Origin of the sequence: Hyalangium versicolor (genome assembly GCF_020103695.1) — a bacterium.
Taxonomy (GTDB): Bacteria; Myxococcota; Myxococcia; order Myxococcales; family Myxococcaceae; genus Hyalangium; species Hyalangium versicolor.
In genome coordinates this window covers 77,238-96,944 of record NZ_JAHXBF010000024.1, presented here as the reverse complement: position 1 = coordinate 96,944, position 19,707 = coordinate 77,238, and the positions used below count along the sequence as shown (strand labels likewise).

16 protein-coding genes are annotated in these 19,707 nt (G+C 66.1%); 8 read left to right on the top strand and 8 right to left on the bottom strand.

The window, feature by feature from the left end:
* Nucleotides 1-71 precede the first annotated feature (71 nt).
* From KY501_RS39745 to KY501_RS39735, 3 genes are all read right to left on the bottom strand, one after another.
* Nucleotides 72-1,487 (bottom strand): IgA Peptidase M64, encoded by a 1,416-nt coding sequence (locus KY501_RS39745; protein WP_224369116.1) that lies wholly within the window; start codon nucleotides 1,485-1,487, stop codon nucleotides 72-74.
* An 84-nt stretch (nucleotides 1,488-1,571) separates the two neighbouring features.
* The gene (locus tag KY501_RS39740) at nucleotides 1,572-3,107 is read right to left on the bottom strand and encodes a PEGA domain-containing protein (protein WP_224369115.1); all 1,536 of its coding nucleotides are present in this window, start codon (nucleotides 3,105-3,107) and stop codon (nucleotides 1,572-1,574) included.
* Between the two features lie 70 nt (nucleotides 3,108-3,177).
* Nucleotides 3,178-4,986, bottom strand: coding sequence for an Ig-like domain-containing protein (locus KY501_RS39735; protein ID WP_224369114.1), 1,809 nt, complete (start codon nucleotides 4,984-4,986; stop codon nucleotides 3,178-3,180).
* A gap of 378 nt (nucleotides 4,987-5,364) precedes the next feature.
* On the opposite strand from KY501_RS39735, the gene KY501_RS39730 reads away from it, so the two are divergent.
* The 7 genes from KY501_RS39730 to KY501_RS39700 all read left to right on the top strand — a co-directional run bounded on the left by KY501_RS39730 (nucleotide 5,365) and on the right by KY501_RS39700 (nucleotide 13,016).
* Nucleotides 5,365-6,282 (top strand): SDR family NAD(P)-dependent oxidoreductase, encoded by a 918-nt coding sequence (locus KY501_RS39730; protein WP_224369113.1) that lies wholly within the window; start codon nucleotides 5,365-5,367, stop codon nucleotides 6,280-6,282.
* 134 nt (nucleotides 6,283-6,416) lie between these two features.
* Complete coding sequence (locus KY501_RS39725) at nucleotides 6,417-7,421, top strand: diacylglycerol/lipid kinase family protein (protein ID WP_224369112.1); 1,005 nt, start codon at nucleotides 6,417-6,419, stop codon at nucleotides 7,419-7,421.
* A gap of 137 nt (nucleotides 7,422-7,558) precedes the next feature.
* Nucleotides 7,559-8,248, top strand: coding sequence for an NUDIX hydrolase (locus tag KY501_RS39720; RefSeq protein ID WP_224369111.1), 690 nt, complete (start codon nucleotides 7,559-7,561; stop codon nucleotides 8,246-8,248).
* A gap of 54 nt (nucleotides 8,249-8,302) precedes the next feature.
* Nucleotides 8,303-9,112 carry a protein phosphatase 2C domain-containing protein gene (locus KY501_RS39715; protein ID WP_224369110.1) on the top strand — a complete coding sequence of 270 codons (810 nt, stop codon included), beginning with the start codon at nucleotides 8,303-8,305 and terminating at the stop codon, nucleotides 9,110-9,112.
* Between the two features lie 4 nt (nucleotides 9,113-9,116).
* Entirely contained in the window at nucleotides 9,117-10,988 is a 1,872-nt protein-coding gene (locus KY501_RS39710) for a hypothetical protein (RefSeq protein WP_224369109.1), read from the top strand.
* A 131-nt stretch (nucleotides 10,989-11,119) separates the two neighbouring features.
* A complete protein-coding gene (locus KY501_RS39705) occupies nucleotides 11,120-12,184 on the top strand; it encodes a cysteine hydrolase family protein (RefSeq protein ID WP_224369108.1) in 1,065 nt (354 codons plus the stop codon).
* Between the two features lie 37 nt (nucleotides 12,185-12,221).
* Nucleotides 12,222-13,016, top strand: coding sequence for a hypothetical protein (locus KY501_RS39700; protein ID WP_224369107.1), 795 nt, complete (start codon nucleotides 12,222-12,224; stop codon nucleotides 13,014-13,016).
* A gap of 33 nt (nucleotides 13,017-13,049) precedes the next feature.
* On the opposite strand, the gene KY501_RS39695 is transcribed toward KY501_RS39700, so the two are convergent.
* The 5 genes from KY501_RS39695 to KY501_RS39675 form a co-directional block, all read right to left on the bottom strand.
* On the bottom strand, nucleotides 13,050-13,529 hold the full coding sequence (locus KY501_RS39695; protein ID WP_224369106.1) for a universal stress protein: 480 nt from the start codon (nucleotides 13,527-13,529) through the stop codon (nucleotides 13,050-13,052).
* Nucleotides 13,530-13,830: 301 nt separating this feature from the next.
* Nucleotides 13,831-15,711: a bifunctional acetyl-CoA hydrolase/transferase family protein/GNAT family N-acetyltransferase gene (locus tag KY501_RS39690; protein WP_224369105.1), complete on the bottom strand. Its 1,881-nt coding sequence runs from the start codon at nucleotides 15,709-15,711 to the stop codon at nucleotides 13,831-13,833.
* Nucleotides 15,712-15,843: 132 nt separating this feature from the next.
* Nucleotides 15,844-16,512 carry a phosphoribosyltransferase gene (locus KY501_RS39685; protein WP_224369104.1) on the bottom strand — a complete coding sequence of 223 codons (669 nt, stop codon included), beginning with the start codon at nucleotides 16,510-16,512 and terminating at the stop codon, nucleotides 15,844-15,846.
* A 16-nt stretch (nucleotides 16,513-16,528) separates the two neighbouring features.
* Entirely contained in the window at nucleotides 16,529-17,869 is a 1,341-nt protein-coding gene (locus KY501_RS39680) for a nicotinate phosphoribosyltransferase (RefSeq protein WP_224369103.1), read from the bottom strand.
* A 74-nt stretch (nucleotides 17,870-17,943) separates the two neighbouring features.
* Complete coding sequence (locus tag KY501_RS39675) at nucleotides 17,944-18,390, bottom strand: thioredoxin family protein (protein WP_224369102.1); 447 nt, start codon at nucleotides 18,388-18,390, stop codon at nucleotides 17,944-17,946.
* A 249-nt stretch (nucleotides 18,391-18,639) separates the two neighbouring features.
* Between KY501_RS39675 and KY501_RS39670 the strand changes: the two genes are divergently transcribed.
* Nucleotides 18,640-19,662 (top strand): 2-hydroxyacid dehydrogenase, encoded by a 1,023-nt coding sequence (locus KY501_RS39670; RefSeq protein WP_224369101.1) that lies wholly within the window; start codon nucleotides 18,640-18,642, stop codon nucleotides 19,660-19,662.
* Nucleotides 19,663-19,707 lie beyond the last annotated feature (45 nt).

Sequence of the window (19,707 nt, the reverse complement as noted above, 5' to 3'; positions counted from 1 at the left end):
CGGAAGATTCGTCCATGGGTGGCGCGCCGCGCCATCGGCTTGTCACGTGAGGAAACCGGCAAGGCCGGATTTCAGGGCGTGGGCGCGCCAGACCTGACGGGTTTTCCTGCGTACAGGTCGATGACTTCGGAAAGGGTGTGCTGACACACCGAGCAAAAGGGGACGCGATCGCGCGTGAACATGACGCAGTCAACCTGAGGTCGGAAGTAGCCTCGGGCTTCGTACATGGCGCCCTCGAATGCGCCGACCTTGCTGGCGAGCTTCTGCGAGCCGAGGAACTTCTCTTCCCACTCGCGCTGGGAGGTGAAGAGCGCATCCATCTCGGACTCGGGGCGGCGGTCGGCGCGAATCTGCCGGCGCTGCTGTTGAACCTGGCGGGCGTGTGTCTCGTAGGCCTCCTTGTCCCAGGGGGTGGGCAGGGGCGTGCCGGCCGGGACGAGCGCCTTCCACTTGAGCTCCGCAGGGTCCTTGAGCGCGGTGACGTTGCGCTCCCAGGGCTCGGGGCGATCCTCGGCGGGGAGATAGGCGGAGTCGGAGGTGTAGTACTCGTCGGCGAGGCCGGCGAAGTGGTGACCGAACTCGTGGACGAAGATGTACGGGGACCAGAGGCTGTCAGCGGCCACGGTGCTGTAGAGGTTGAAGATGCCGCCGCCGCCATAGGTGTTGCCGTTGACGAGGATTTCGATGAAGTCGTAGGGCGCGAAGGCGGCGGTGTCTCGGAAGGCGCGGTTGTCGAAGGTGAGGACGTAGCGCTCGCTGCCGAAGGCATCGTAGGTGGCGCCGATGGGCGAGCGGCGGTGCTGGCCGGTGGAGGGCCGGGAGATGCCGGACTCGGCTGCGGGAGGCATGAGCCCCCAGACGTTGAAGTCGGCCTTGCGCTCCTTGAAGGGCGAGAAGGTGAAGAGGATGTCCATGAGGCGGCGGGCATCCTTCTCGAACTTGGAGCGCTCCTGTGCGGTGTAGCCGTCGCCGAGGATGAGCAGGTCGACCTTCTCCTCGGGGGGACCGCTCTTGAGGAGCGGGAGCAGCGGTCCGGGAGAGGGCGGCTTGGAGGGATCGACGAACATGTCCTTCGGGTCGACGACGAGGGACCAGATCTCGCGGAAGGAGTTCTGTGCGTCGCGCTTCTTGAGGAGGACCTGGACGGCCTTGTCGGGGGCGGGGAAGCGGAGGGACTCGTGGAAGGTGCGGTAGGCCTCCTTGGCTTCGGGAGTGGTCTCCCACTCGCCGTAGATGGAGGCGAAGCCGCGCGAGTAGAGGAGGCGGTTGGAGGAGCGGTCTCGGACTTCGAAGAGGTACTTGCCGAGGTTGGACTCGTCGATGGGGCGGGACGGGTTGCCGGGCCAGGGGAGGGGCTCGAGGACGAGCCTGTCGAGGCTGAAGCGCTCCTCGGAGGCGTTCCCGGTGTGGAAGTAGTCGACGCGGAAGGTGCGAGGCGTGGCTGCGGAGGCGCTGGAGGCCAGCAGCAGGGCAAGCAGGATGCGCATGGCGGCGCACTCTACGCGAGGCGCGAGCCGCGGGGCGTCCTCTCTCCGCGAGCAGGGAGAGAGGACGCGAAGCCGAGGTCGAACTCAGAACGAGCCGGAGAGGGATGCGGAAGCACCCCCGGGGCTCGCCGAGACGCCCACGTTCACGGGAGGCGGCGCGTTGGAAGGTGACAAGAAGTAGAGCACGCCACCGGTGGCAATCGCGGCACCGGAGCCGATGAGGAGTCCGGTGATGAGGTTGCCCTTGGAGGCGAGTGAGTCGCGGAGTGCGATCGCCTCGGTGTCGCCGGCATTGATGCGGCCGCTGGCATTGAGCCGCTCCTCGAGGGAATCGAGATCCTTCTGGGCCATGAGCCGGACGACACCCGCGCCACCGAGGGCTGCGGCGCCTGCGCCGAGCGCCACATAGGAGGCGACGCGCATGGTCGGGGTGGACGGGGAGGGATCCGGACGCGCGGGAGAGGAGAGCACGCCCTCGGGGAGCCGGTCTGGAGCCGAGACATCGGGGCTGGAGTTGGACGCCAACGGCGCATCGCTGGAGGGCTGCTGAATCCAGGGAGCATTGCCATTGGTATTGGGGACGACGATGTTGGGAGTGGCGTTGCCAGTGGTGACGAAGTCGACGAGGGCCGCGAGGGCATCACGAGGGGCATCGAGACCGGGTTGGGTCTTGAAGCCGCCCTCACGGACCTTCTGGCCGCCTTCGACATTGAGCACGGTGGCGGCAAGCCACTTGGGGCCGCTGCTGGCGGGCTCGAGCCGCACGACGATGACCTCTTCGACGCCGAGCGTGCCACCGAGGCGGACGGCATGGCTGAGGGTGCGCTCATCGGCCTTGTCACTGGAGGCGAGGCAGGGGAACGGGGTGAAGGCGACGGAGCCCTCATAGGCGAGGTCAACGAGCACGGGGGTGTCCGTGCCCTGTGCCTGGATCTGACGAGGGAAGCTGACGGCGGAGCCCTTCACGACGGTGATGTCGTAGGTGCCGGCGACGACATCGAGGGAGAGGGGCGTCTGCCCGACCTTGAGACCATCGAGATAGACATCGGAGACGGGGAGTGTGGATTTGACGGTGAGCTTCACCTTCTTGGCCTTGGCGAGTTCGGTGCGAACCTTCTCGAACGCCTGTCGGATGGAGGGGGCATAGAGGGCGGGATCGAGCTTGTGCTGGGGCTTGAGGCGCAGGACGTTGCGGAAGGCGTTGTCGCTCTCCTTGACCTTGCCCATGGAGCGGTAGTTGAGACCATGGAGCATCTGGGCATTGGAGAAGAGCTGCCAGTGGGAATCGCCGACGGGGAGGCGGGAGATCTCCTTGAGTGCGTCGTTGATGGCCTGTTCGGCCTTGGCGTAGCGGGCTTCGTAGAACTGGTCCTGAGCGGCATCGAGCTGGCGCTGGAGGTCCTCGAAGCTGCCAGAGGGAGCAGGGAAGAGGCGCTCACTGAAGGCGGCAGGAGTCATGACATCCTGCTCCTGGCGAGCCTTGAGGGTCTCATGGAATGCGCGGGCCTGACTGCTGAGTTCCGCGTCCTTGCACTCGCCACTGGCCACCACCAACCGCCGCGGCGCCGCTTGAGCGACAAAGGAGAGAATGAAGACTGTCCAGATCAATAGCTTGTGCATGGTGTTTGTGGCTCGGCGGTCCAGGGTGGCATCGATGGCTTGAGATTTTCCAGTCCACGGAATTGAAAATTCATTGATTGAGGCGGTAGACGTAGATCTGTGTTGGATAGCCGTAGAACCAAGCCAGGAAGGGATTGCCCGAGGCATCGACAGTGAATGCCGGCGCTAGAGCATCCACATCGTTTCGAGGAGGAGCCCCAACGGCTTCCCAGGTGCTTGTCTCTTGCAGCCAGCGCCTGAACTGCTTTCTGAAGGCTCCGCTGGTTGGCTCCTTCTCTTCCCACATGATGAAGAGGTTGCCGGAACTGTCATTTGACAGTTTGACGTTCATTGTGGGGGTGTCGCCTGGAAATGCGCTCAACGCTTCACCGAGAGGTTGCCATTCAGTTCCCGTCCAATGCTGGACATGAATGTTGTGACTGGTCCCATCGAATTCGGTGAATGCTACGACGGCACCACCGAGACCATAAACGAACCGCAGGGTGGGAGATGCGGTGGGAGTAGAGTTCTCAAGATGCGCTTGGATGGTGGGCAGGTACCTCCATGACCCAGAACCTCGATAAGCGACTGTGACACCATCGGAGGCTTCCCAGGTGATCATGGGCTCCTCGCGATTGCCGCCCAGAAAATCCATGCTCAGAGGTAGGGCGTTGGTTGAGTAATCGATGGCGAAGTAGTTGGTGCTTGGATAAAGCCAGGTTTGAGAGGAGGAAATCAGATAGCTGACGTAGATGTACGAGTGAGTCTGGAACGTGTCGCTTTGGAGCCACGCTACGTAAGGGGTGTTGTCAGAGCTCAGCTTGAACGCTAGAGACTGCGGTGGTGTGGCGGGGGCGCCGGAAAAGGTGATGGTAAGTGGTTCCCCGAGGGTTACCCATTTGTCGTTCTTCCATTCTTTGACGATAACGCCAGGTGTGGGGCCATCAGGCTGTATCCAGGCTACGAACGGATTGCCTGAGGAGTCGAGTCTGAGGGTTTGAAATACCGGCTTTGAGCTGTAATTCGCAGGTATGGGAATCGAGTTCACGGGTCCACCCAAGGCTTTCCAGCCTTGACCAGCGACATAGCGCTGCACGTAGAGGTTTGAACTCATGTCGGAATTGAGTTTCTCCCTCCAAAGGACAATGGGGTTCCCCTGCGGATCCAGCTGGAGATCAGGTGAGCCATAGCCAACAGCGGCACCTCCTCGGGCGAGTATCTCGCCGAAGTCGAGCCAGTGGGGCATGTCAAAGGACCATGTGTGGGGCAAGTGGATGGCTGCGTTCCCGGCAAGATCCGTGATCGAGGATTCAATGCTGATCAGGAAGGAGTCTCCATGGGTCGGTGCGACAGTGGGAGTGATCGTCAGGGTGTTGTCTTGCGCAGAGAATGAGAGTGTCAGGGCAACATAATTGTTGTCGCCGACGCGCACCTTTATGGAGTCGCTCGTGAGACTGCTGACATTCAACTGTTCGGAGAATCTGACTTGTATGGGTTGGTGGACCGGAACATTGCTGTCCTCATCTTCGGGAGAGAGGGACAGCACGGTGGGTGGTGTACGGTCCACCACGATCTCTCGGCTCTCGCTGGTGAAGGACTGGCCTGCGACTTGTGCACGACCCGAGATGCGATAGCGGCCTTCAGCCACGGTCGTCGTGTCCCAACTGAACGTGTACGGCGATTCGAGGGTGGTCAGGACCTCGTCGTTGATCAGCAACTCCACCTGAGTGGGCTGGCTGCCCTTCACCTCCAGTTGGAGTTGGATGGTGCCCTTCGTGTAGGCCGTCTCGCTGGGAGTCACAACCCGTACCTCGGAACGAGCGGCTTCGACGTCCGGCAGGCTGATGCAGGCGGTGAGGAAGACTGACGCGGTAAGGAACAGGGGCTTGGTGGGGATCATCGAGCGATCCTGATTGCAGGGAGTGTTCCGTCGACCACCGGACAGACCCACCCGAGATAGCAGCCGTTCCTGGCCTGCCACAACTTGTCGCCTCCCAGAACGCGGAAACCTCGTTCTTTCCAGCGCTTACACGCCAAAAACCAACTTGATGAGTCGGTATTCTCCGGCTCGTTTCCTACCTTTCAGGGTAGGTGGCCCGGCTCCTGTCGAGTCTCTGGCGACGGACTCCCCAGTCCACGATCTGAGACGGTACCCGTAGTGCTGCGGACGCTCGGTCCCACGCTCGCCCCCCGGGGCACCGGCTTTTGACGAGGTGCGCCACGACGCGTCATCGCCCATCTTCGGCGGGGAGGAGTCCCATGCCTGGGAGGCACCTGCATGTGGCGTGTGTGGAAGGACAAAGTCGTTGTCATCGCCGGAGCGGCCAGTGCCATCGGACGCGCCACCGCGCTCGCTCTCGCTAGACAGGGCGCTCACCTCGTCCTCGCCGCCCGTCGTGAAGAACCTCTCGATGAACTCGCCCGGGCGTGCGAGACCCTCGGCGCTCACTGCCTCTATGTCCCCACGGATGTCACCGATGCCGCCGAGGTTCGCGCTCTCGCCGCCGAGGCCGTCCAGACCTTCGGACGCATCGATGGCTGGGTGAACAGCGCGGGCGTCTATCTCGTTGGCCGCCTTGAGGAGACGCCCGACGACGCCTTCCGCCAGGTCATGGAGACCAACTTCTTTGGCACCGTCCATGGCTCTCGCTCAGCGCTCGCCCAATTTCGCCGCCAAGGCCGCGGTGTGCTCATCAACGTGTCTTCTATCTTTGGCTCCACCACAGTGCCCTATGTCAGCGCCTATGCCGCCTCGAAGGTCGCCGTGAGAGGCTTCTCCGCCTCCATCCGCCAGGAATTCGAAGGCGCCGGCATCCACGTCTGCACCATTCTCCCCTCCGCTACCGACGCGCCCCTCCGGGAACACAGCGCCAACTACACCGGCTGGCGCATCCGCTCCCTCGAACCCATCTACGCCCCCGAGCGCGTCGCTCACGCCATCGTCCGCGTCCTCGAGCATCCTCGCCGCGAACTCTTCATTGGCCCCTCCTTCCGAGCCTTCGCTCTCCTCTCGAACACGCGGAGCTTCGAGCGCCCACGCCAGCCCCGCACCTCGGACCACCGCTTCCTTCCCGTGGCCCAAGGAGCTGGTCGAGACGAGAGCCGACGCTCCCCTGCCCGGCTGTGGTTCAAGCGGCTCCTGCTCGCGGGTGGCCTCTTCGCCACCGTGGCCTCCCTCAGACGCGCTGCGGCATGAGGGCGCTTCGGCCTCCGCGTCGCCGATGCGCTTGGCTCACTGTGACGTGCTTTTGACATCCGGGGGAATGACGCCCCCCATCCCGCCTGTCGTGACAGTGCCATGACATGACCTCGGGAGAGTCCGTGTTACCTATGAACATCGCCGTCCTCGTCAACCTCAAGTCGCGCCGGGGCTCAGAAGGCGTGGGAGGCCTCGTGCAGCGCTTCCTTCCTCGCGCGCGTGTGGCGCTCACCCGTTCGGTGGATGAGGCTCGGACCTGGATTGATCAGCAGCTCCGGCCCAACCCGCCCGCACTGCTCCTTGCCGGCGGAGGCGATGGCACCATCACCGGCCTGGTCAACGAGCTCCGGGCCCAAGGCCTGGCGCTCCCGGCGCTCGGCGTCCTCCCCCTCGGTACTGGCAATGCGTGGGCTCGCGTGACCGGCGCTCCCAAGCCCGCCGTGGCCCTTCGACAGCTCGCGGCTTATGGCGAGCGCCTGCCCCCCCTGCGCCCCTTCGGCCTCGTCCGCGTCGAGGGCCAGCTAGCCCCCTTCGCGGGCACCGGCTGGGATGCCGAGATGGTCCAGGACTTCAAGAGCCAGCTCGCTACGACCGGCCCGATGCTCGGCGCTCAGGCGGGGCTGCGGGGCTATCTCGGCGCCATGTTCACCCGCACCATCCCCCGCCACCTCTTCGGCCAGGGCAGCGCTCACGTCTCCGTCTACAACCTGGGCGCTCCCGCTCTCACCATGGATGCCAACCGCGCCATTCGCCCTCTGCCCCACGGTGACACGGGCGCCCTGCTCTACCAAGGCCCTGCCAGCGTGGCTGGAGCCGCTACCACGCCCGAGTGGGGCTTTGGCTTCAAGGCTTTCCCCTTCGCCCAGGCCATGCCCCATCGGCTCTCCGTGCGTGTCTACGGAGCCGGAGTGCTCGAGGCCACGCGCAACATGTTCAAGCTCTGGCGCGGCGAGCATCCCCTGCCCAAGATGCACGACTTCTTCGTCGAGCGCCTGCGCATGGACTTCGACCGCGATGTGCCCTTCCAGATCGCCGGAGACGTCATCGGCATGCGCCGCTCCGTGGAGTTCGAGCTGGCCGAGGAGAGCGTCCAGCTCGTCGACTGGCACGTCCTGTCGAACCTCGTGAGGGCCTGAGCCTCCCAGCGCCCGCCTGACCGCCGCTTCCGACAGTCCTTCCCCACAGGCTGCCCCCGTCGTACCCTGCGGGCTTGCTTGACTTAGTGTCGCGTCGACACTATGTTTGGGTAGAAGGGACACGGAGGAGAGCGCGCGTGAGCTACACCTACGAGTACCCACGGCCCGCCTTGACGGTGGACTGCGTGGTGTTCGGAATGGATGAGGAGGACCTGAAGGTGCTCCTCATCAAGCGTGGGCTGGAGCCCTTCCTGGGGAAGTGGGCGTTGCCTGGCGGCTTCGTTCGAATGGACGAGTCGCTGGACAACGCCGCCCGGCGAGAGCTGGAGGAGGAGGCCGGAATCCGCCCCAGCCACATGGAGCAGCTGTACTCCTTCGGAGAGCCCGGCCGGGACCCACGAGGGCGGGTGGTCACCGTGGCGTACTTCGCCTTGGTGAAGCTGAGTGATCACCGGGTCCATGCCTCCACGGACGCGCGCGAGGCGGCCTGGTTCTCCGTGTGGGACTTGCCCAAGCTGGCGTTCGACCACGCGGACATCCTCGGCACGGCGCTCCAGCGCCTCAAGGGCAAGGTCCGCTATCAGCCCATCGGCTTCGAGCTGTTGCCTCCCAAGTTCACCCTCACCCAGCTCCAGCGCCTCTACGAGATCATCCTGGAGCGGCAGCTCGACAAGCGGAACTTCCGCAAGAAGATCCTCTCGATGGAGTTGCTCGAGGAACTCGACGAGGTGGAGCAGGACGTCTCGCACCGCGCCGCGCGCCTCTATCGGTTCGATCACAAGAAGTACAAGCAGCTGGAGAAGGCTGGCTTCAACTTCGAGCTCTAGCGTGCGCTGTTCTCACTCGTTTCACCGTGGCCCGGCGCCGGGCTCGGGAGAGGTGTGTCCATGCTTCCCTCCTTCGATGTCGCTGCTGCCTCTGTCATTGGCCGGGAGCACGCCCGTGCCGGCCGCAACAACCAGGATGCGCTCAGCCTGCTCTCGCAGGGCGAAGTGCTCGCCGCGGTGGTGGCGGATGGGTGCGGCAGTGGAGCCCACAGTGAGGTGGGCGCGCAGCTCGGCGCACGCGCCGTGGCGCAGGCCGTGTTGGCCCTCGTCAATGAGGGCGCATCCTTGGAGGCTCCTGACTTCCTCGAAAGCGCGCGCGCCCGGGTGCTGAAGTTCCTAACCAGTCTCACAGAGCAGCTCGGCAGCTCGCTGGTGGGCGAGCACCTGCTCTTCACGGTCGTCGGAGCAGTGATGACTCCCGCGCAGACGCTCGTCTTCTCCGCAGGTGACGGCCTCTGGGCTCTCAACGGAGAGGTCCATCCGCTCGGGCCTTTTCCCAACAATGCACCGCCGTACCTCGCTTACGGATTGCTGTCTCCGGGGGCCGTGCCGCTGGAGCGCCAGGCGCTCATTCCCACGAGTGACGTGATGGCGCTGATGCTCGGCACGGACGGCGCGGCGGACCTCGCGAAGCTCGCCGAGGCCCGCGTGCCCGAGCGGGATGAGCCCGTGGGACCGCTCTCGCAGTACTGGACGGACGAGCGCTACTTCCAGAACCCGGACGCGCTCCGGCGCAGGCTCGCGCTGCTGGGCCGTGAGTCCGTGCGCGCTGACTTCACCGCTCACCGTCTGGTGCGCACTCCGAGCCTGCTCGCTGACGACACCACACTCATCGTCCTGCGCCGCCGCATGGGGAGGGCCTGACGCCATGGAGGTCTATCTCGAGGGAAAGAAGGTCCGGCTGGATCCAACGCGCTCGCTCGGCAAAGGCGGCGAGGCGGACGTGTTCGACCTGGGCGATGGGCGTGCCCTCAAGGTCTTCAAGCCTCCCGAGCACCCGGACTACCAGGGCCTGCCCGAGGAGCAGAGCGCCGCACGCGCCCGCCTGGATGAGCACCAGAGCAAGCTCCCCGCCTTCCCGAAGGTGATGCCGGCTCGCGTCGTCGTTCCGCAGACGCTGGCCACGGATCGGCGCGGACGCACCGTGCTGGGCTACGCCATGCGCAAGCTGGACAGCGTCGAGCCTCTGCGCCGCTTCAGCGATCCGGCCTTTCGTCGCGGCGGTGCCACCTCCGCGCGTGTCGTCGAGGTGCTGCGTGGCCTGCACCACACGCTGGAGGCCGTGCATGGCTCGGGCGTGGTGGTGGGGGACTTCAATGATCTCAACGTCCTCGTGACGGGGAACGACGCGTACCTCATCGACGCGGACAGCTTCCAGTTCGGCGCATTCCTCTCCGCCGTCTTCACGGAGCGGTTCCTGGACCCGTTGCGCCTCACGGGCACGATGGCCACATCGTTGAGTCCTGGCCGCCCGGCCTCGCCCGACAGCGACTGGTATGCCTTCGCCGTGGCGCTGATGCAGAGCCTGCTCTGCGTGGGGCCCTACGGTGGCATCCACAGGCCTCGAGCGCCCACGCCACGTGCCACTCCCGCGGCGCGGGTCCATCAGCGCCTCACGGTCTTCCACTCGGACGTGCAGTACCCCAAGCCCGCACTCCCGCTCGTCACGCTCCCGGACGAGATGCTGCACCAGTTCCACCGCATCTTCGTCGAGGACACGCGCGGGGCATTCCCAGCGCAGCTGCTGGAAGGGCTGCGCTTCACCTCATGCCCGTCGTGCGGACTCGAGCACGCTCGCCTGGCGTGTCCGACGTGCAGCCCTCACGCCGCGGCGGCCTCGACTCCCGTGTCCTCCGTCCGGGGACAGGTGTCCGCGACCCGGTTGTTCTCCACGCGGGGAGTCATTGTCCACGCCTGCGCCGAGGACGGAGTGCTGCGCTGGCTCTACCACGATGAGGGGGCCTACAGGCGGGAGGACGGCCGCGCCGTGCTCCACGGTCCATTGGATCCGTCGCTCCACTGGGCAATCCAGGGTGACGTGACACTCGTGTCGCGCGGAGGAGAGCTGGCCGTGCTCGCCCCGGGACATGCTCCCGAGCGGTTCGGTCTGGATGCACCGGAGGGCCGTCCCGCTCTCGCCGCCAATACCCGCCACCGATACTGGGCCCACGCGGGTGGGCTGTGGCGGGATGGCGCGTTCGGGCCCGAGCGTATCGGCGATGTGCTGCAGGGGCAGACGCGGCTCTTCGCCGGACCACGCTTCGGTCTTGGCTTCCATCGCGCTGGCAATCTCCGCGGAGCCTTCGTGTTCGATGCCACGCGCACCGGCATCAAGGATGGCCTGGCGCTGCCATGGCCCTCGGGACGGCTCGTGGACGTGGAATGCCTCTTCGAAGGCTCGAACGCCTGGCTGTTCCTCGCGGAGGAGACCAACGGGCGCACCGTGCACCACTGTGTCGTGGTGGGCATGGACGGCTCGGTCCGCGCCAGCGCGCATGCCGAGGCGGGAGACAGCTCATGGCTCGGCTCCCTGCGCGGCAAGTGCGCCGTGGGCGACGTGCTCTTCGCGGCCACGGACGCGGGGCTGACTCGCGTGGAGTTGAAGCAGGGGAAGCTCGAGGCGATCCGCGACTTCCCCGACGCCGAACCCTTCGTCGATGCCGACTGCCGCCTCCTCATGACTCGCAGTGGCCTCACCGTCGTGCGCCGCCAGGACATCTCCGGCCTGCGAATGACGTGAGCCAGGGGCCTACATCCATCCCGCGCCGAAACAATCAGGTCGCCTTGACATAGTGTTATTCGGACACTATGTTGGTGTGGAAGAAACACGGAGGGGGCGCCAAGGAGGCGCACCCAGGAGAGGAGAAGGCCATGAAGACCCAGGTGAAGGAGCTTCCGCTTCCGACGTTCTACCGGCCCGACAACGCGGGTTCCTACGGATACGGCCCGAATGCCGGGAAGCTTCAGATGGAGGCCGCGACGTGGCGCGCCGCCAACAACCTCACGCCCTCCGCCACCGACAAGTTCAACCTGCACCTGTTGCTCATCGACGTGCAGAAGGACTTCTGCTTCCCCGAGGGCTCGCTCTACGTGGCCGGCCGCAGCGGCAAGGGCGCCATCGACGACAGCCGCCGCATCTCCGAGTTCATGTACCGCAACCTCGGGGCCCTCACGAACGTCACCACGACGCTCGACACGCACTTCGCCTACCAGATCTTCTTCCCGTCCTTCTGGGTGGACCAGAATGACCAGCCGCTCACCCCGTACCGCGAGGTGACGCGTGAGCAGATCGAGCGCGGCCAGGTGCGCCCCAATCCCGCGGTGGCCAAGTGGCTGTGCGGCGGCAACTACCCCTGGCTGCTCAAGCAGGTGAAGTACTACTGCGAGGAGCTGGAGCGCGCCGGCAAGTACACCCTCTACCTCTGGCCGCCGCATTGCCTGCTCGGTGGCGACGGGCACGCGCTGGCCGGAGTGGTGCAGGAGGCCCGCCTCTTCCACGCCTTCGCTCGAGGCGCCCAGTCCTGGTGCGAGGTGAAGGGCGGCAACCCGCTCACGGAGAACTACTCGGTGCTGCGCCCCGAGGTGCTCACCCGCCACGACGGGCAGCCCCTGGCCCAGCGCAACACCCAGTTCATCAAGACGCTGCTCACCGCGGATGCCGTCGTCATCGCCGGGCAGGCCGCCAGCCACTGCGTGAAGAGCTCCATCGACGACCTGCTCACCGAGATCGTCGCCCAGGACGCCGCGCTTGCTCGCAAGGTGTACCTGCTCACCGACTGCATGTCCGCCGTCACCGTGCCGGACGGGAAGGGTGGCTTCGCCGCCGACTTCACCCCGCAGGCCGAGGCCGCCCTCCAGCGCTTCGCCGCCGCCGGCATGCACCTGGTGAAGTCCACCGACCCGCTGGCGAGCTGGCCGGACCTCCGCATCGGTTGATGGGCCCTCACTGAAACGAAAGAGAGAGAGAACTTCCATGAGCACCAGCAATGGCACCCAGGTGTCGCAGCTCTTCCAGAATGCCCATGCCGAGGGCGTCCTCAGCCCCGCGGGGCTCCAGGCCCTCACGGTGGTGGACCTCGGCGCGCAGATCCAAGCGGGACTCGGCGTCAGCGTGGACGATGTGCAGGCCAGCGAAGTGGTCCTCGTCACCGTCATGCCGGATGACTCCGGCAGCATCCAGCACGGCAACAACGCCCAGCTCGTCTGCGACGGACACAACCAGGTCCTCGACTCGCTGCTGGGAAGCAAGCAGCGCGACACCGTCCTCTTCCACACCCGCTACCTCAACGGCTTCGTCCTCAATCCGTACCGGCCGCTCGAGGACGTCGTGCGGATGCATGGTAAGAACTACGACCCCAGCCTCGGCACGCCCCTCTATGACCAGACCGTGGTCCTATTGGGCACAGTCCTGGCCAAGTCCCAGGAGTTCACTCGCAACGGGGTGTCCGCGCGCACCGTCACGCTGATCATCACCGACGGTGGGGACTGCCACTCGCAGAATGCTCGCCCCAAGGATGTGGCCGCGCTGGTGAAGGACCTGCAACGCGCTGAGAATCACATCGTTGCTGCAATGGGCATCAACGATGGCAGCACGGACTTCCGCAAGGTGTTCCGGGACATGGGCATCGACGACAAGTGGATCCTCACTCCCGGACAGAGCGCGCAGGAGATCCGCCAGGCCTTCCAGGTCTTCAGCCAGTCCGCGGTCCGGGTGAGCCAGGGCGCGGCCAGCTTCAGCCGCACTGCTCTGGGCGGCTTCGGACGTTGAGTTCCCCAGGCCGGGTCCGGCAGACGCGCGCGGTCAGCGGTCCGAGGCCGCGCGCGCCAATGCGGACACGGTCTCCGTGGAGATGGAGCGCTCTGGCACCACCAGCACGGGCTTGGGGCAGCGGCTCATCAATTCTCCGGAGACACTGCCGAGCAGTGCGCGGGCAAGAGTGCCTCGTGTCCTCGCACCGACAATGACCAGGTCCACGTCCTCCGCTGCCGCCAGCGTGCTGATCACCGTGGCCGGATCCCCATGCTCCACCTGGGTGGTGACGCTCCACGAGCGGGGTCCGGCATCGGAGCAGGCTTCCTTCAAGAGATCCTCCGCGTATTGCTCACAGGCACTCTCGAAGGCGGCGAACTCCGGAGCCTCGCCCGGCTCGTCGGCCACCCGGTGCGGCAGCACATGGACGAACGTCACCCGGTGGCAGAGCCGTTCGGCGAATTCCAACGCTGTCCTTGCCGCTTCTCGCGAGGCGGCAGTGCCATCGACTGCTACGAGGATGCGTCGCATCGAGTTCTCCTTGCTGGCCAGCACACACCCGTTCTTTCCTTCACGCCCACAGCGCGCTCCCCTCCCTCGGCACAGCGGAAGAACAGGGTCGTCATCCGCTTGGCCACAAGGCAGGAAACCGAAAGCGCTGGGAGGGAGGTGCGCCATGACCCTCTGGAGTCCACGTTTCGTGCCAGCCGTGGGCCAGATGGGCACAGCTCCAGGAGCACGCAGGCCTTGCGTGTCACTGCCCAGAGACGCAAGTCCTGCGGAGCCGAGCCGCTGTAATGGGGGTCTACACGGGTAGTAGGGAGGCCTGCGACTACCCCGGACCTGCGGGGCGTGCGGGCTCCACCGGGTGTGTCTCCGGGAACGGCATCACCAGGTGGTACGTGTCCCCCTCCAGCGTGGCGTGCACGCTCAGCCCGCTCTCGTGGAACACGTCCAGCATGGGCTTGTTCGTCGCGAGCACGTCCGCCTGGAAGCCAGGAATGCCGCGCGCCACCGCCGCCTCTCGGATCCGCCGCATCAGCAGCGTGCCCACGCCCTTGCCCTGCCAGTCGTCTCGCACCACGAAGGCTACGTCTCCCAGGCGCGTGGCGGGCACCACGTCGTAGCGCACCACGCCGATGGGCTCCTCCGTCCCAGGCACGCAGGCCACCAGCGCCATGTTCTGCTCGTAGTCCAGGTTCACCAGATCCTGCATCTCCTCGTGGGGATGCTTCCTCTTGTGCATCATGAAGCGCCGGTAGCAGCTCTCGTCGGACAGGCCATACATGAGCTCCTGCAGCGCTCGCTCATCGGTGATACGGGCCGGGCGGATGATCAGCTCCGTTCCGGAGAGCGTCCGCTCATGGCGCTCCTCCGTCCATGGGTAGCGCGCCCGAGGCACCACCTGGTCCTGCAGCACGAACCGCCGCCCCTTCGCGGAGGCCAGCAGCTCGGAGCGGAAGTCCGGGTGGGCGATGTTGATCAACGCCAGCGCCCGCTCACGGATGTTCTTGCCCCACAGGTCCGCCACCCCGTACTCCGTCACCACGTAGTGCACGTCCCCTCGGCTGGTCACCACACCCGTGCCCGGCTCCAGCGATACCTGGATGCGGCTCACCTTGCCGCCCTTGGCTGTCGAGGGCAGGGCGATGATCGGTTTGCCGCCTCGGCTGCGGCGAGATCCTCGGATGAAGTCCACCTGCCCGCCGATGCCGGAGAAGAAGTGGCCGCCCAACGTGTCCGACGCCACCTGCCCCGTGAGGTCCACCGCCAGTGCGCCGTTGATGGCGATCATCCGATCGTTGCGTGCGATGACGCCCGGATCGTTCGTGAAGTCACTCGCCCGCATCTCGAGCGCCGGGTTTTCGTGAGCCCACTCGTAGAGCTGACGGCTGCCCATGATGAAGGACGTCACCACCTTCCCCGGAAGCAGCGTCTTCTTCCGCCCGGTGATGACGCCCGCATCCACCAGCTTCATCACCCCGTCCGAGAACATCTCCGTGTGCACGCCGAGGTCATTGTGGTCCCCGAGCTGCGCCATCACTGCGTCTGGAATCTTCCCGATACCGGTCTGCAGCGTGGCCCCATCCGGGATGAGCCGGGCGATGTGCAGGCCGATCTGCCGGGCCACGTCGTCCAGGGGCTCCGCCTGGTGCTCCAGCAGCGGCGCATCCACCGGCACCAGCCTGTCGAACCGGCTGACGTGGAAGAAGGAGTCCCCGTGCGTGCGCGGCATGCGCGGGTTGACCTCGGCGATGATGAGCGTGGCGGACTCCACCGCGCTGCGCACGATGTCCACCGACACTCCCAGGCTCACATAGCCGTGTGCGTCCGGCGGGCTCACCTGGATCAGCGCCACGTCGATGCGAACCCGACGGCTGCGGATCAGCTCCGGTATCTCCGAGAGGAACACCGGCATGAAGTCCGCGCGGCCCTCCTGCACCGCGCTGCGCACGTTGGAGCCGATGAAGAAGGCGATGTGCCGGAAGCGCTCGGCGTGCTCCGGTTCCACGTAGGGCGCTGGCCCCAGCGTCAGCAGGTGCACCACCTCGTTGTCCGCCAGGTGGGCGCCCTTCTCCACCATGGCCTTCACCAGCGACACGGGCTCCGCCGCCCCCGAGCCGATGAGGATGCGCCGCCCCAGAGGAATGCTCCGAATGGCCTCCTCCGCCGTCGCCACCTTGTCCGCGTACTGCTCTCTCCAATCCCGCACGTGTCGGAACCCTCCGTTGAGCATGCCTCCGTGAAGCACGCTTCGTTCCAACCGCCTCCGGTGAGGAGAGGACCACTCGCCGTCCGCAGGTTTTGCGCCAGGCGAGTGGTCCGCGCAGCCCTTGCGGGGCCGCTATGGGCTCGCCGGGCTCTCGTTGACCGTCCGTTGCGCCTGATCCAGCAGCACGAGCACCTCTTCGTCACTCATCTGGTGAAAGTCGTCGTACCAGGTGCCGATGGCCCACAGGTTCTCCGGCTCCTGGACGCAGACAAGCGTGTCCACCTGCTCGCGCAGGGCCTCCGCCGTCTCCGCCGCTGCCACCGGTACCGCGAGGATGATGCTCCGCGCCCCGAAGCTTCGCAGCGCACGCACCGCCGCTCGGGCCGTTCCTCCCGTGGCCAGCCCGTCGTCCACGAGGACGACCGTACGCCCCTTCACGTCCTGGAGCGGCCGGCCTCCCCGGTAGCGCTGCACGCGCCGCTCGAGTTCCCGCGTCTCATCGAAGATGACCTCGCGCACCTCTTCCGGGCTGACGTCGGTCGACGCCAGCACCTCCTGATTGAGGTACAGCGCTCCTCCTTCCGCGAGCGCGCCCATGCCCAGCTCTGGATGCCACGGCACTCCCAGCTTGCGCACCACCATCACGTCCAGGGGCGCATCCAGCGCTCGGGCGAGCTCGTACCCCACCGCCACTCCGCCTCGCGGCAGCGCGAGCACCACGGGCGTTTCGTCCACGTACTCCCGCACCAGCTTCGCGAGCAGGCGCCCTGCTTGTTCTCGATCCCGAAATCGCGTCGTCATGTCTCCCTCCTCGCTTTCAAGGGCTCGCCTCCCAGGCCTCCATCAGTTGCTCACGCGTCCATGCCAGCACGGGGCTCGCTTCCACACGGTAGAGAGGGTTGACGGGCTCCAGGCGGCGAAGCACCGCGGGCAACCGCTGGAGCTCGGAGCGTGCGTACTCGCGGATCTCCGGCAGGGAGGGCATCGTCCCCTCCAGCCGCTTCCCGTCCCGCATCACCGGGCGCAACAAGGGTCGGCCGGGTTGCTGCTCCCCGTGGCGGGCGAGTACGTCCCTCCGCGCCACTCCGCCATCCTCGATCCGGAACACCTGCTTGCGTCCGGGATAGAGGATCTTGGAAGAGGACAGCTTGATGCGGTCCTTCCCCCCGTAGGCCACCAGCTTGTAGACGATGTCCAGGCAGGGCACGTCCGGGGACACCCCCAGCGAGGTCCCCACGCCGAACCCGTCGATGGGCGCCTCCTCGGCGATCAGCCGGGCAATGGAGTCCTCGTCCAGGTTGCCGCTGGCGATGATCTTCACGCTCCGCAGGCCCGCCTCGTCCAGCATCTGCCGCGCCGCTTGGGACAGCCCCAGCAGATCTCCCGAGTCCAACCGCACCGCGTGCACCCGGAAGCCGTCACCCAGCTCGCGGGCCAGGCGCAACACGTGCTGCACGCCGCGCAGCGTGTCGTACGTGTCCACCAGCAGTGTGGTCTCCGGGAAACAGCGCGTGAAGGCCCGGAAGGCTCCCAGTTCGTCGTCGTGCGCCTGCACGAAGCTGTGCGCCATCGTGCCCGAGATGGGCATGCCGTAGCGCTGCCCAGCCAGCACGTTCGACGTCGAATCCACTCCCGCGATGAAGGCCGCGCGCGCCACCTTCAAGCCCGCATCCATGCCGTGCATGCGTCGCAGGCCGAACTCCATCACCTGCCGGCCCGCCGCGGCCTGCACCACTCGCACGGCCTTGGAGGCCGCCACCGTCTGCAGGTGGATCTGATTCAACAGGTACGTCTCCACCAGTTGCGCTTCGGGCAGCGGGGCTACCACTTCCAGGATCGGCTCCTCGCCGAACATGGGCGTGCCCTCCGGTACGGCGCACACCTCGCCGGAGAAGCGGAAGCGCTCGAGGTAGCGCAGCAGCCGGTCCGAGAAGCGGTTGAGCGAGGCGAGGTAGTCGATCTCCTCGCGGTGGAAGCGCAGCGTCTCCAGGTAGCGCAGCACGTCGTCCAGCCCGCACGCGAGCAGGAAGTTGCGGCGCGAGGGCATGCGGCGGACGAAGAGGCTGAATACCGCCTCGTCGTGCAAATCCTCGTCGAGGTAGGCGTCCACCATCGCCAACTCGTACAAGTCTGTGAGTAGCGCGACGCCGTCCTGCATGACTTCTCCTTCCCGCCTCGGTTCTCACCTGGACGAGGCGCCTCCCCGCGCCTGCGCCGCTCCACCACTCTCCTCTACACGCGGGCGTTGGCCGATCCTCCCTGCGCCTCCAGGACCCAGCGCTCGAACTCCGCGTGCGGCATGGCGCCACTGCGGCGCGCCACCTCGCGGCCTCGCGCATAGAGGACAAAGGTAGGAATGCCCCGCACGCCCAGCGATGAGGCCGCCTCCGGGTTCTCGTCCGTGTTCAGCTTCAGCACGACGAGCCGACCAGCCTGGGCCCGGCCCACCGCCTCCAGCACCGGTGCGGCGGTGCGGCACGGTCCACACCAGGGTGCCCAGAGATCCACCAGCACAGGCAGTGGAGAAGCCGCCACGGCCCGCGCGAGCCCTTCCCCATTCACTTCTTGTGGCCGGCCCGAGACATCGAGTCCGCCGTGGCAGCGGCCACAAGCCGGGCTCCCGGTGGGAGCGGGCTGGGGGACACGATTGAATGCACCACAGGATGGACACCGAAACATGAGGAGACCTCCGCGCCTCTCTTGAAGATAAAGCGGCGAGTCCAAGACGCTCGTCTCCCCGGCCGAGTGCGATCGGCCTGACAGGCTCAACCCTTCGGATTCAAAGAAGATGACGCAGTCATTGCGCCAGAAACCGAGCCCACGCAGCATTTGCGCGCTCGGGGACCGGCCGACCGTGGGAGCCTGCCTGGTAACCGAGGAAGTGGGTTCCAGGAATGTTTCCTGCTTGGGGACACGAGAGGAGGTTACATGCGGCTGGCAGTCTTCGATACACACCGATTCGATCGAGAGGCCATGGAGGCGGCGAATGCCCGCTACGGCCACACGCTCGTCTTCTTCGAGCCGCGGCTGACGGCGCAGACGGCTCAATTGGCGCAGGGCTTCACGGGGGTGTGCTCGTTCGTCAATGACAAGGTAGACGCGGCGGCGCTGGAGGCGCTGCATGCCGGGGGCACCCGGCTCGTGGCGCTTCGCTCGGCTGGGTACAACCACGTGGACCTCGTGACCGCCGGACGGCTGGGGATCAAAGTGGTCCGCGTCCCCGAGTACTCTCCCTACGCGGTGGCCGAGCATGCCGTGGCGCTCGTGCTGGCGCTCAACCGCCGCATCCACCAGGCCTATGCGCGGGTGCGCGACTGGAACTTTTCCCTCGATGGGTTGGTGGGCTTCGACCTGCACGGGAAGACGGTGGGGGTGGTGGGCACGGGACGCATCGGTCAGGCCGCGGCGCGCATCTTCCATGGCTTCGGGTGCCGGTTGCTGTGCTTCGACGTGGCGCCGGATGCCACGCTGGAGCGTGAGCTGGGGGCGCGCTACGTCACGCTGGAGACGATCTACCGCGAGGCGGACATCCTCACGCTGCATGTGCCGCTGACGCCTGGAACGCACCATCTGATCGATGCCACGGCGCTGGAGAAGATGAAGCCCGGGGTGATGCTCATCAACACCGGCCGAGGTGCGCTCATCGACAGCCGTGCGCTCATCGGCGCGCTCAAGAGCGGCCACATCGGCGCGGCCGGGCTGGACGTCTATGAAGAGGAGGAGGGCGTCTTCTTCCAGGACTTTAGCGGCAAGGTGCTCCAGGACGACGTGCTGGCGCGGCTGCTCACCTTCCCCAATGTGCTCGTCACCTCGCACCAGGCCTTCCTCACCCGCGAGGCCCTGGGGAATATCGCCGACACCACGCTGTCCAGCGTTCAGGCCTTCGAGCGAGGCGCGCCGCTCGTCCATGAGGTGAAGGCCGAACAGGTCCTGCGCCCTCCTGTCCGATAGTGTTCCGGCACATGGTGTGAACGGAGTAGAAGAGGACACGCTCGC

Excerpts from the sequence above, each read along its gene's own strand:
- KY501_RS39745 (WP_224369116.1), bottom strand. The coding sequence starts at position 1,487 with ATGCGCATCCTGCTTGCCCTGCTGCTGGCCTCCAGCGCCTCCGCAGCC.
- KY501_RS39740 (WP_224369115.1), bottom strand. The coding sequence starts at position 3,107 with ATGCACAAGCTATTGATCTGGACAGTCTTCATTCTCTCCTTTGTCGCT.
- KY501_RS39735 (WP_224369114.1), bottom strand. The coding sequence starts at position 4,986 with ATGATCCCCACCAAGCCCCTGTTCCTTACCGCGTCAGTCTTCCTCACC.
- KY501_RS39730 (WP_224369113.1), top strand. The coding sequence starts at position 5,365 with ATGTGGCGTGTGTGGAAGGACAAAGTCGTTGTCATCGCCGGAGCGGCC.
- KY501_RS39725 (WP_224369112.1), top strand. The coding sequence starts at position 6,417 with ATGAACATCGCCGTCCTCGTCAACCTCAAGTCGCGCCGGGGCTCAGAA.
- KY501_RS39710 (WP_224369109.1), top strand. The coding sequence starts at position 9,117 with ATGGAGGTCTATCTCGAGGGAAAGAAGGTCCGGCTGGATCCAACGCGC.
- KY501_RS39705 (WP_224369108.1), top strand. The coding sequence starts at position 11,120 with ATGAAGACCCAGGTGAAGGAGCTTCCGCTTCCGACGTTCTACCGGCCC.
- KY501_RS39700 (WP_224369107.1), top strand. The coding sequence starts at position 12,222 with ATGAGCACCAGCAATGGCACCCAGGTGTCGCAGCTCTTCCAGAATGCC.
- KY501_RS39695 (WP_224369106.1), bottom strand. The coding sequence starts at position 13,529 with ATGCGACGCATCCTCGTAGCAGTCGATGGCACTGCCGCCTCGCGAGAA.
- KY501_RS39685 (WP_224369104.1), bottom strand. The coding sequence starts at position 16,512 with ATGACGACGCGATTTCGGGATCGAGAACAAGCAGGGCGCCTGCTCGCG.
- KY501_RS39680 (WP_224369103.1), bottom strand. The coding sequence starts at position 17,869 with ATGCAGGACGGCGTCGCGCTACTCACAGACTTGTACGAGTTGGCGATG.
- KY501_RS39675 (WP_224369102.1), bottom strand. The coding sequence starts at position 18,390 with ATGTTTCGGTGTCCATCCTGTGGTGCATTCAATCGTGTCCCCCAGCCC.
- KY501_RS39670 (WP_224369101.1), top strand. The coding sequence starts at position 18,640 with ATGCGGCTGGCAGTCTTCGATACACACCGATTCGATCGAGAGGCCATG.